Below are 11,304 nucleotides of genomic sequence, written 5' to 3'. Positions count from 1 at the left end.
TGTGCAAAGCCAGCGCCAATCCAGAGTGCGCCAAAGAAGATACGGCCGATAATAAGTAGTGCGTTCAATTCATTCTCCAATGTGTTTGCCCAACGCCTACGCGTTGAGTACCCGATAATGGTAAGGGGTGTAGTTGAAATTTCAACTAATTTGAGCGCGCAACACACCACTAACTCTCAACTCGAAGTCGAGCGTTGCCCTTGTCGGTGGGGTGGGCTATTTTTCGAACATCTGTTCGAATATTCAGAGTCTTCGAACACCTAGAGCGAGCGCAAAGGAGCCTCACGTGGCGAGCGAAGTCATCCCCGCAGGAGAAGTCCTTATCGATGGACCTACCACTCCTATCGAGTTCACATTCCGCGGAAAGCGTTTCCGCATCCATGCAGTCCTCTCGCGATGGTGCGAGAGCGGTGGATGGTGGAATCGCGTCAGCGATGGAAAGTATCGCCCCGATGATCAAGCACGCGCCCTCTGGCGAGTAGAGGCTGCGCCTATCGGTGCGCTCACAACATTCCAACTCGAACGCGACGAGACAACAGGACAGTGGATCGTCACAACGGTTTAACTCGTTAACCTCTTATGAGCTTTATTCACCTACGCACAACAAGTGCTTACTCCTTTAAGTATGGCACCACCATGCCGCACGACTTAATCGAACGTGCTGCCGAATTTGAGATGCCCGCTCTCGCACTGACCGATCGCGATTCTTTTGCAGGCACGATTCGTTTTGCAAAGAGCGCACTCCAATACGGAATCGCACCCATCATCGGTATCAATCTTCAGATTAATCTCGTTAATTCTGAATCTGTGGGCGTCGCATCAGATAGAAAGAATTTTCCTCGCGTCACCATCCTCGCTGGCAGCGACGGGGGATACCGCAACCTGATGCACCTCTATCGTGGGATCACATTTCACTCACCCGATCGCATTCCTGTCATCACGATGGATATTCTTGAAAAATTCTCACAGCACAGCAGTGCTCTTTACTTACTGCATGGCCCTGAATCCCCGGTAGCGCAGGCAATTGGTCTTCACCGCTTTGACATCGCGATGGATATTTTTAACAAGATGCGACCATTCTTTGCCGATCAAGCAATCGAATGCGTATCGCATCTCGTTGCAGGCAGCGGTCCGCGCTCTACTGCACATGCTGCTAGATCACTGGTCTTTGCTCGTGAACACGATATCGATGCAGTCATCACCAATGCAGTGCGGATGCGCGATCGCAGCGATGGGCCAGTGGCAGATGTTCTCGATTGCGCCCGCCAATTAGTGCCGCTGGATCGGCGCCACCTCGAACGTCGCAATGCAGAAGGCTTTCTGAAAAGCTCCGATGAGATGCATCGCCTTGCTGCAGAGATTGCACAAGCTGCCGGTGAAGGTTCTCCGCGTTTATTGCTCAAAACAACGCGCGAATGGGCCGAGCGCTCACTGCTATCACCACAGCGCGATATTGGCTTAGGTAATGTGCATCTTCCCGAAGCAGATGTTGTTGGTGCCACCAATGCGGCCGATATGCGACGGGTGTTACGCGATCGCACTGAAGCCGGGTTGCATTGGCGCTACACGGATTCTGAAGATATTCGTGCGGCACGTGCACGTCTTGATGATGAACTCGCAACGGTAGCAACTCTCGGTTTTGAGTCTTACTTTCTTACAGTTGCAGATATCGTCGATATCGCACGTGAAAAAGGAATCCGCGTTGCAGCCCGTGGTTCTGGTGCCGGCTCATTAATCTGTCATCTTCTCGGAATCTCCGGTGTTGATCCGATTGCACATGGCCTTTTGATGGAGCGTTTCTGTTCGCCGCTTCGCCGTGCGCTACCTGATATCGATATCGATGTTGAATCCGCACGCCGCCTTGAAATTTATGATGCAACATTTGCTCGCTACGGTGCAGCTGATTTTACGGCACCGAGTGCAATCTCGCGATGTGCCACTGTTGCCATGGTCGAGACATACCGCGCACGCCATGCGATTCGCGATGCAGGTGCAGCACTGGGACTGCCTGCCGCCGAGATCGACCTGTTAGCAAAATCAATGCCTCATGTACGTGCTGCAAATATCGAGGCGGCGCTTGCATCGTTACCAGAACTCAAATCCCTCAATACCAATACACCGTTGATGGCGATGACAATTGCAATGGCATCGCGTCTTGATGGTTTGCCACGCCACCTTGCGATGCATCCCTGTGCAATTGCTCTATCGGATGCCACTTTGCTCGATCGCACACCGTTGCAAATCAACGCAGGTGGGTATCCGATGCTCGAATTCGATAAAGATGATGTCGAAGATATTGGTCTACTCAAACTCGATGTTCTAGGCGTGCGAATGCAATCTGCCATCGCACATGCTGTTGAAGAGATTAGACGTACCGCAGATCCCGACTTTGATATCGATGCAGTGCCGCTCAATGATCCCGATACATATAAGTTGATTCAATCGACGCAGACTCTTGGCCTTTTTCAAATCGAGAGCCCCGGCCAACGCGAACTCGTCGGCAAGCTGCAGCCGCGCACCTTTAGCGATTTGATTATCGATATCTCGCTCTTTCGTCCAGGGCCAGTCAAAAGCGACATGATTCGCCCCTTTTTAGAGGCCCGTGGTGGATTTACCGCGCCACAATTAATCCATCCCACGCTTGCGCCGATCTTGGCCCAGACCGAAGGCGTTGTCGTCTTTCACGAACAAGTGATTTCGATTATCTCTGTCATGACAGGTATCTCACTTGCAGCAGCTGATGAGAAACGTCGCGCGCTCGGCAGTAAAGAAGGCCAACAGAAAGTCTGCGATTGGTTCTTTCCTGCCGCAACCGAGAATGGTTACGAGCTCGAAACGATTACAACAATCTGGGATGTTCTGCGCGCTTTCGCCTCCTTCGGTTTCTGTAAAGCACATGCCGCTGCTTTCGCTCTGCCAACATATCAATCAGCATGGCTGAAAACCCATTACCCTGCTGCATTTATCTCAGGTGTTCTGACACACGATCCCGGCATGTACCCCAAACGTCTAATGATTGATGAAGCACGCCAGATGGGCGTGCCACTTGCGCCACTCGATATTAATTATTCACGTAGTGATTATCGGGTTGAAGATGCGGGTGATAAGACTGCAATTCGTATTGCACTCAGTGCAGTCAGCGGCGCTAGCGAGAAAGAGATTGCCACTATTGAGGCAGGTCAGCCATATATCGACCTTGCAGATTTCTATCGCAGGTCAGGTGCATCGGCTCCGACAATTGAAACGCTGATTCTTACCGGTGCCTTTGATGCAGTGCACATCAACGACAGCGGCGAGATCACTCATCGAGACTTACTCTTGCACCTTGCCGACTTGCAGAAAACATCATCACCATCACTTTCTAGCGCGCAGATGTCTTTAGGGCTTGCGCCTCCACTTCTTGAGGCAAGTGGGCTACCTGCAATGACTGCAGATGAGAAGATGCGTAACGAACTTTCGCGGTTAGGTATGGATCTCAGCGAACACATCCTCTCTCCTTACGCGCAATTCCTTAATGCCATTGGAGCAACGCGCTCCTGTGATTTATTGGGCTTGCGCACCAATAGCGAAGTCCTTGTTGCAGGAGTAAAGGTGGCGCTGCAATCACCACCGGTACGTTCAGGTAAGCGCGTCCTCTTCCTCTCGCTCGATGATGGCTATGGCTGCAGCGATGCCACTTTCTTTCCCGATGTTCTGCAATCGCGCTCAGGGCAGTATGCGCAGACCCTCTATGCCACTTCACTCTTCTTAGTACGTGGCGCTACTCGTCGCACCGGCGAACGCGGAATCTCATTGCGCGCAACAGGTGTCTGGGATCTACGTAGCGCCTATCAAGAATGGAATCTCAAGAAAGGTAGTGTGGCGATATGAGCACGATTCTGCATGTTGATATGGATGCCTTCTATGCATCTGTTGCAGAGCTCGACCATCCCGAACTCAAAGGTAAAGCAGTCGTTGTCGGTGCAGGTGCTCGAGGAGTGGTGCTCTCTGCAAATTACGAGGCACGTAAATTTGGAGTCCGCGCGGCGATGCCGGTCGGTCGCGCACAACGTATGGCGCCACATGCAATCTTTATAGCACCCGAGCACCATCGATATGCAGAGATATCCGATCGCGTGATGAAGATCTTCTCTACCTATACACCGAAGGTCGAACCCATCTCATTGGATGAAGCATTCCTCGATGTCACAGGTGCGCTCAAATTAATCGGCACAGGCCGCGAGATTGCAGAGAAGATACGTGAAGAAGTTCAAATGCAAGAAGGTATCTCATGTTCTGTCGGAATCGCATCGAATAAGTTCATTGCCAAACTTGCATCACAGCATTGCAAACCCAATGGGATGCTTGAAATTCTTGATGAACGACTTCTCGAATTCCTTCATCCACTTCCAGTCAGTGCAATGTGGGGCGTCGGACCAAAGACCGGTGAGGCGCTCGATCGATTAGGACTTCACACCATTGGAGATATCGCTCATACTCCTCGCTCGACGTTGATTCGCGCACTTGGCGATGCAACAGGTGCATCGTTATATGAACTTGCATGGGGGCGCGATATGCGCGATGTCAGTAATGATGAACCCGATAAGAGCATCAGTAATGCCGAAACATTTGCCTATGACCTCGATAACCCTGAAGAAATCCTGCGCGAATTTCTTCGCATGACAGAGAAGGCTGCCGCCAGGCTTCGCGATAAAGAGCTCTTCGCTAAGACCATCGGCATCAAGGTGCGATTCTCTGATTTCACCACTATCTCTCGTAGTAAGACCTTGCCACTACCCATCGATAGCACCCAAGAAATCTATGAAGTCGTCCGCACCTTATATAAGGCGCTCAAAATCAACGGAGCCCGCCTGCGCCTAGTCGCCGTCTCGCTGGAGAACCTCCATGAGGGCGCTCACGAACAGATGCTCCTTGGCTCACGCGAGAAAGGGTGGCGAGAGGCTGATACTGCAATCGATAAGGCCCGCGCCCGCTTTGGAAATTCAAGCGTGCGCCCAGGGCGTCTCATACGGCCATCGAAAGAACCCACTGAAGGTGACGGATAGTCACAACTGTTCTATTGTTGAGGCTATGGCACTATCTGATCGCGAACGCCGCTTACTAGCGGAGATGGAGGCTGCGCTCGCCTCTGATGATCCACGCCTCCAATCCACACTCGCTGGCGGAGATACTCAGACATTGATCGCCAAGACGCCAGGCTCGGCACTTGCTGGAATTGCCCTTATCCTCGCTGGAATTGCAATCCTCTTTACCGGGCTCATTGCTCAATTAATCCCGGTCGGAGTAGCTGGTTTCGTTGTCGCACTCGCTGGGCTCTTGATGGTTCTGCGCTCACTCAATGGAAGGGCTCCTCGCGTGGCGAAACCTTCGCGCTCGCTCGGTGACCGACTCCAAGATCGCTGGGATCGCCGCTCCTTCGAATAAAAATACCCTCTCTACCAACCCGCCTCTCAACCATGAGGGCGGGTTTTTTGCTGCCTAGAGGATGTGGGGAGAGGTGGGGGAGGAAGGGAAAAAATTGGAGAAGAGTGGTGTAAAAAGGGGGAAAGTGGTGTAAAGTGGGGAAATGAGCGTGGAATTCACGCTCATACCTTGGGGAAGGTGGTGAAAATCAATGTTCTTGGGCACCCATGAACCGCGTCTCGATGAGAAGGGACGCTTGATCCTTCCCGCCAAATTCCGCGAAGAGCTTTCGCCAGGCCTTGTCATTACCAAGGGTCAAGAGCGTTGCCTCTATGTCTTCCCCGCGACCGAATTCGCCCAGATCACCGAAACCTTGCGCCAGGCACCTGTGACTGCGAAGGCTGCCCGTGACTACCAGCGCGTGATGTTTGCGGGCGCGCACGATGAAATTCCTGATCGCCAAGGGCGCATCACGATTCCACAGGGCCTGCGCACCTATGCCGGGCTTGAGAAAGAGTGCGTCGTCATTGGCGCAAATACCCGCGTTGAAATCTGGGATAGCGCTGCCTGGACTGAGTACCTCACCGATCGCGAATCAAGTTTTGCTGATGTGTCTGAAGAAGTTTTTCCGGGACTTTTTTAGAGCATCAGCAAAAAATCTTTACACAACTGAATAAAAACTGAATAGCGATCACTCATCTCTGGCCACCGCCGACCTCATAGGTCGGCAGCGACGTCCCTTCCCCGGCGTCGCTATCGAAACGACAAATCCGTCGGCCGGCGGTGACCAGAGATGAGTGGGCGAGCAAGTGAATTCGAAATGAGTAGAACTTCTAGGAATGGGGGAGAAGATGCAGCACATATCAGTAATGCGCGATCGTTGCGTTGATTTACTTTCCCCCTCTATTGAGTCATCACCAAATCCAGTTGTTGTCGATTCAACTCTCGGCCTTGGCGGACACAGTGAAGCGCTACTCCAGAAATTCCCGCATCTGACAGTTATCGGAATCGATCGCGATACTCAAGCCCTTGCTGCAGCGCGCGCACGACTTGCTCCATTTGGAGATCGCTTTAAGTCGGCACATTCAGTCTTTGATCAATTTACAGATGTTATTGAAAGCTTTGGCTTCCATCAGGTAAATGGCGCTCTCTTTGATTTAGGTGTTTCATCCATGCAGCTCGATGAGAGAGTTCGTGGCTTTTCGTATTCACATGAGGCTCCACTAGATATGCGTATGGATCAGAGTCGCGGAATCACAGCTGCAGAGATTCTTAATACTTATCAACCTGGTGAATTAGTGCGCATTCTGCGTATATATGGCGAAGAAAAGTTCGCAACGCGCATCGTAGAAAATATCGTTAAAGCACGTGCAGTTTCCCCATTGAATTCGACAATCGAACTTGCGAATCTGGTAAAGAACAGTATTCCTGCAGCAACTCGTCGCACGGGCGGTAACCCTGCGAAGCGCACTTTCCAAGCGCTTCGCATTGCAGTCAATGATGAGCTTGGAGCAATCGAACGCGCAATCCCACAGGCTCTCGATGCCATTGTTATTGGTGGGCGCGTTGTTGTGATGTCTTTTCAATCTCTGGAAGATCGCATTATTAAAGAGGCGTTTGCCGAAGCTTCGACGTCAAAGAGTCCACGCGAGCTTCCAATCGAACTTCCCGAATATGCAGCGAAGTTCAAACTTGTCTTTAACTCAAGTGAAAAGCCGAGCTTCGATGAGATTGCCGAGAATTCTCGTGCGGCTTCAACCCGCCTTCGAGCAATCGAAAGGGTGGCTGCATAATGGCATCAGCAGTAGCGCGTAAAGCAGCGATCTCAACAACACTGACAACAGGTTTAAAGCGCCAGGTAGTTGAGACGACTGCAAAAGTCATTCATGCAACGTTCCCTCAAGTATCTGTAGCGCAACAAGCGAGTCGTCGTTACTTCGCAATCTTTGTAACATCAGTCAGTGTTATGGGTTTTATGGCGCTGCTGGGAATTAATACCTTACTTGCCCAGGATGCCTTTACTCTCTCTAATCTCAAGATTGAGGCGAAGCTCGTTGGCGACCAACGCGACGCTGTTAATCGCAAGATCGATGCGCACTCTTCTCCTGAAGCCCTGGCGCAATCTGCGGCAGTTCTTGGAATGAAGCCATCTGAGACACCCATATTCCTCAACTTAGCTGCAAATCCGGAGGTAACCCGTGGGTGATCTCCTCCTTGCGAAATCACGTATTCGCATCCTTGCTCTTGTCTTCACTATTGCATTAGCACTCCTCAGTCTTCAGCTCTTTAGAGTCCAGATAATCGAAGCTGCTAATTACAAGTTGCGCGCCGTAGATGAGATGGAGACGACCCGCATCGTGCAAGCGCCACGTGGAGAAGTTACAGATGTCAACGGCGTTGCATTTGCTCGCAGCGTCTCGGCAATCAGCATCGTGGTGGATCAAACCCAGATAAGTAATCCCGCAAAGACGGCAGCATTCGTTGCTCCAATATTGGGGCTATCAGTTGCAGAGGTCCAATCAAGCATCACAGGCACTCGTAAATATTCAATGGTTCTCAAGAATGGTCGCCCAGCGCTATGGTCAAAGCTCAGCTCTGCGATGGAGGAGTACAACTCAGCTCTCTCTAGTCGCGATCTCGGTGAGCGCATTATTGGTTTCTTCCCGGAACGTTCTTACATTCGTGAATATCCATCCGGCTCATTGATTTCATCCTTGATTGGTTTTGTTCGCGCAGATGGCGTTGGTGCAACTGGTCTGGAATCAAGTATGAACTCAATTATTTCCGGGACTGCAGGACGTTACTCCTACGCACGCGCTAACGGCGCCGAAATTCCTGGATCTCAAAATGAAATTATTGCGCCGAAGGCAGGAACATCTGTTCGCCTGACAATTGATCGTGATGTGCAATGGATTGCTGCGAAAGCGATTGCGGAAGCAGTCAAAAGTAGTGGCGCTGCAAATGGAACTGTGATTGTGATGGACCCACGCACTGGCGCAATCATCGCCCATGCAACCGCACCAACTTTTGACCCTAACAACACCAAGGGCGTCACGCTTGATCTAATGCGCAACCCATCAGTGCAAGATGTTTACGAGCCAGGATCGACTGGAAAAGTAATGACAATGGCTGCGGCACTTGAAGAGAAAACAGTTACACCAACAACGGTTTTCTCTGTTCCTTATGGACTTTATCGTGCGGGTAAAACGTTCCACGATCACGAAAAGCATGCAACACAACAACTGACTACAACAGGAATTCTTGCGGTCTCATCTAACACTGGTTCTATCAAAGTTGGCGAGACTCTGGGAAGTCAGCGACTTTATGACTACCTCACAAAATTTGGTATTGGAAAAAAGACAGGCTCTGGCTTACCAGGTGAATCGGCTGGAATTCTCCGCCCGGTAAATACTTGGTCTGGCACAACCGCTCCAACGGTTGCATTCGGTCAGGGTTATTCATTGACAGCAATGCAGGCGACGAGCGTCTTTGCCACAATAGCTAACGGGGGAGTGCGAGTTTCTCCCACTGTAATTGCTGGAACGAAAGATGAATCAGGCCACTTCACACCTGCAGGTAATCGTGAGTCAGTGCGTGTTATCAGTGAAGAGACTGCGGCGAAGTTGCGCATCATGATGGAGAGTGTTGTCTCTGCAAACGGAACTGCGCCGAGTGCTGCGATTCCTGGCTATCGCGTTGCTGGCAAAACAGGTACAGCACAACGCGTTGATCCGATGACGGGTAAGTACAGCGGTTACACCGCATCGTTTATCGGATTTGCACCTGCGGATAGCCCTCGCTACGTCATTAACGTCACACTTCAGCGCCCACGCAACGGTCACTTCGGTGGCGCGCTCTGTGGGCCGGTATTTAAAAAGGTAATGACTTTTGTTCTGCAATCAGAGCATGTTGCTCCAACTGGAACAACGGTCAAACCTGTCGCGCTTACACAGGCTCAGCTCAAAACTTTCACAGCAACACAAGTGAGTGCGAAGAACTAATGACACGCCCATTTAATGAGTTCTCATATTCGCTATCCCAAGCGGCAGAGCTCTTGAATGCAGAAGTAATCAGCGCCCAGGACATTTCATTTACTGGTCTCACTCATGTGGATTCAGAGGTGCAGATAGGGGATATTTTCTTAGCATTCCCTGGAGCAAGGGTGCACGGGGCTCAATATATTGATTCTGCGATCACGCGTGGCGCAGTGGCAGTTCTTACTGATCAAGCAGGCGCACATCAATCGTCTGGCCTTCCAACGCTCATCGTAAAAGATGTCCGTGAAGCAGGTGCCATACTTGCATCCTCCTTTTATCGCTCACCCATTAGAGATATGCAGAGCATTGGAATAACTGGGACCAATGGCAAGACAACAATTACAACATTGTTGTATCAACTGTTGAGCGCTGTAGGGCGCGAGACAGGTCTCATTGGAACTGTGGAGACTCGTGTTGGTTCTGAATCAATCAAGAGCACTCGAACCACGCCTGAGGCGGCAGATTTACAAGCCCTGGCAGCAACAATGCGAGAGCGCCATATGCGTCATCTCGTGATGGAGGTATCTAGCCACTCGCTAGATCTCAAGCGCATGGTTGGCTCTCACTTTTCGATGGTCGGTTTTACTAACCTGACACAAGATCATCTCGATTATCACAAGGATATGCAGAGCTACTTTGCCGCCAAATCAAAATTGTTTACACATGAGTATGCAGACCTTGGATTTGTAAATATCGACGACAAATATGGCGAAGCTCTCTTCGCGAGCAATTCGATCCCAATGATTGCGCTCTCTCGAAGTGATTCAAAAGCAACATGGCATTACACCTCGATTACCACAACGCATTCAGGTGCTGAATTCACTCTCAGGGGTAAAGACGGGATCTTGATTGAATCCCGAACACCCATGCACGGCGGATTCAATCTGGACAATCTCTTGATGGCAGTTGCAATCGCATATGAGTGCGGAATTGACCCCTTGGAGATGGCGACTCTCATCCCAACTCTCACCGGTGCGCCAGGTCGTCTTGAAGCTGTCTCACTTGGTCAAGATTTCACCGCGCTCGTCGACTATGCACATTCACCCGATGCAGTCATCAATGTTCTCAGAGCTGTTCGAGAATTTACCTCTGGAAAGGTGATTGCCGTTCTAGGTTGTGGCGGCGATCGTGATGCGTCAAAGCGCCCATTGATGGGATCGGCACTCGTTCAAGGTAGTGACATTGCGATTTTTACCAGCGATAACCCACGAAGTGAGAAGCCAGAGGCAATTTTGGGTGAGATGGTGGGGTCGATGTCCGTTGTCACGCCATCATCTGTCATCCCAGATCGTGCAGAGGCGATCGAATATGCGGTATCACTTGCACACGCTGGAGACACAGTTATCGTCTTAGGTAAGGGACATGAAAGCGGTCAGGAAGTACAAGGAACCATTACGCCTTTTGATGATCGACTTCAGTTAGCTCAAGCGATTGAGTCCAAGAGATGATTTCACTTCAAGCCAGCGAAATCGCACGCATCGTTGGAGGCTCACTCCACGGAACAGATTGCTCCGTTACTGCACCTGCTTTTCTCTCATCCTCGCAATGCACCCCTGGCTCTCTCTTCCTTGCCATAAAAGGCGAGAGAGTAGACGGACATGATTTTGCAGCCGATGCATTTACTCATGGGGCGGTTCTAGTTCTCGCTTCTCGAGTTCTTGAGCAGCGCTGCATCGTTGTTGAAGATGTGACCATTGCAATCGGCAAACTTGCTGCACATGTGCGGTCACAGCTTTCAGAGCTTGTCGTAGTGGGAATTACTGGCTCCCAGGGAAAGACAACAACAAAAGAGCTTCTCTCGGCGATTCTTTCAGCACACGGTTCAACAGTCTCCCCAAAGGGAAATAACAATAATGAACTTGGC

The 11,304-nt window shown here is 50.8% G+C and carries 10 protein-coding genes; all 10 read left to right on the top strand.

Annotated features, from left to right (window positions below; translation table 11 throughout):
• Nucleotides 1-286: 286 nt before the first annotated feature.
• Nucleotides 287-565: a DUF6504 family protein gene (locus tag ACKOVI_RS03360; RefSeq protein ID WP_509602619.1), complete on the top strand. Its 279-nt coding sequence runs from the start codon at nt 287-289 to the stop codon at nt 563-565.
• A gap of 14 nt (nt 566-579) precedes the next feature.
• Nucleotides 580-3,870, top strand: coding sequence for a DNA polymerase III subunit alpha (locus ACKOVI_RS03355; protein WP_509602618.1), 3,291 nt, complete (start codon nt 580-582; stop codon nt 3,868-3,870).
• Entirely contained in the window at nt 3,867-5,045 is a 1,179-nt protein-coding gene (dinB, locus tag ACKOVI_RS03350) for a DNA polymerase IV (protein WP_509602617.1), read from the top strand. The genes ACKOVI_RS03355 and dinB overlap by 4 nt, the downstream gene beginning before the upstream one ends.
• A gap of 25 nt (nt 5,046-5,070) precedes the next feature.
• Entirely contained in the window at nt 5,071-5,424 is a 354-nt protein-coding gene (locus ACKOVI_RS03345) for a DUF3040 domain-containing protein (RefSeq protein WP_509602616.1), read from the top strand.
• Between the two features lie 190 nt (nt 5,425-5,614).
• Complete coding sequence (gene mraZ / locus ACKOVI_RS03340; protein ID WP_509602615.1) at nt 5,615-6,046, top strand: division/cell wall cluster transcriptional repressor MraZ; 432 nt, start codon at nt 5,615-5,617, stop codon at nt 6,044-6,046.
• A gap of 196 nt (nt 6,047-6,242) precedes the next feature.
• A complete protein-coding gene (gene rsmH / locus ACKOVI_RS03335; protein ID WP_509602614.1) occupies nt 6,243-7,196 on the top strand; it encodes a 16S rRNA (cytosine(1402)-N(4))-methyltransferase RsmH in 954 nt (317 codons plus the stop codon).
• Complete coding sequence (ftsL, locus tag ACKOVI_RS03330) at nt 7,196-7,609, top strand: cell division protein FtsL (protein ID WP_509602613.1); 414 nt, start codon at nt 7,196-7,198, stop codon at nt 7,607-7,609. Before rsmH ends, ftsL begins: the two co-directional genes overlap by 1 nt.
• On the top strand, nt 7,602-9,404 hold the full coding sequence (locus tag ACKOVI_RS03325) for a peptidoglycan D,D-transpeptidase FtsI family protein (RefSeq protein ID WP_509602611.1): 1,803 nt from the start codon (nt 7,602-7,604) through the stop codon (nt 9,402-9,404). Before ftsL ends, ACKOVI_RS03325 begins: the two co-directional genes overlap by 8 nt.
• On the top strand, nt 9,404-10,888 hold the full coding sequence (locus ACKOVI_RS03320; RefSeq protein WP_509602610.1) for a UDP-N-acetylmuramoyl-L-alanyl-D-glutamate--2,6-diaminopimelate ligase: 1,485 nt from the start codon (nt 9,404-9,406) through the stop codon (nt 10,886-10,888). Before ACKOVI_RS03325 ends, ACKOVI_RS03320 begins: the two co-directional genes overlap by 1 nt.
• On the top strand, nt 10,885-11,304 hold a 420-nt coding region (locus tag ACKOVI_RS03315), incomplete at its 3' end, for a Mur ligase domain-containing protein (RefSeq protein WP_509602609.1). The genes ACKOVI_RS03320 and ACKOVI_RS03315, both read left to right, overlap by 4 nt.

The organism is Candidatus Planktophila sp., from assembly GCF_046070465.1.
In the GTDB taxonomy this organism is placed as follows: domain Bacteria; phylum Actinomycetota; class Actinomycetes; order Nanopelagicales; family Nanopelagicaceae; genus Planktophila.
The sequence above is the reverse complement of the archived record's forward strand: the minus strand, read 5'-3'. Positions and strand labels throughout refer to the sequence as shown.

Coding starts and splice junctions, on each gene's coding strand:
- rsmH (WP_509602614.1), top strand. CDS start 6,243: ATGGGGGAGAAGATGCAGCACATATCAGTAATGCGCGATCGTTGCGTT.
- ACKOVI_RS03320 (WP_509602610.1), top strand. CDS start 9,404: ATGACACGCCCATTTAATGAGTTCTCATATTCGCTATCCCAAGCGGCA.
- mraZ (WP_509602615.1), top strand. CDS start 5,615: ATGTTCTTGGGCACCCATGAACCGCGTCTCGATGAGAAGGGACGCTTG.
- ftsL (WP_509602613.1), top strand. CDS start 7,196: ATGGCATCAGCAGTAGCGCGTAAAGCAGCGATCTCAACAACACTGACA.
- dinB (WP_509602617.1), top strand. CDS start 3,867: ATGAGCACGATTCTGCATGTTGATATGGATGCCTTCTATGCATCTGTT.
- ACKOVI_RS03345 (WP_509602616.1), top strand. CDS start 5,071: ATGGCACTATCTGATCGCGAACGCCGCTTACTAGCGGAGATGGAGGCT.
- ACKOVI_RS03355 (WP_509602618.1), top strand. CDS start 580: ATGAGCTTTATTCACCTACGCACAACAAGTGCTTACTCCTTTAAGTAT.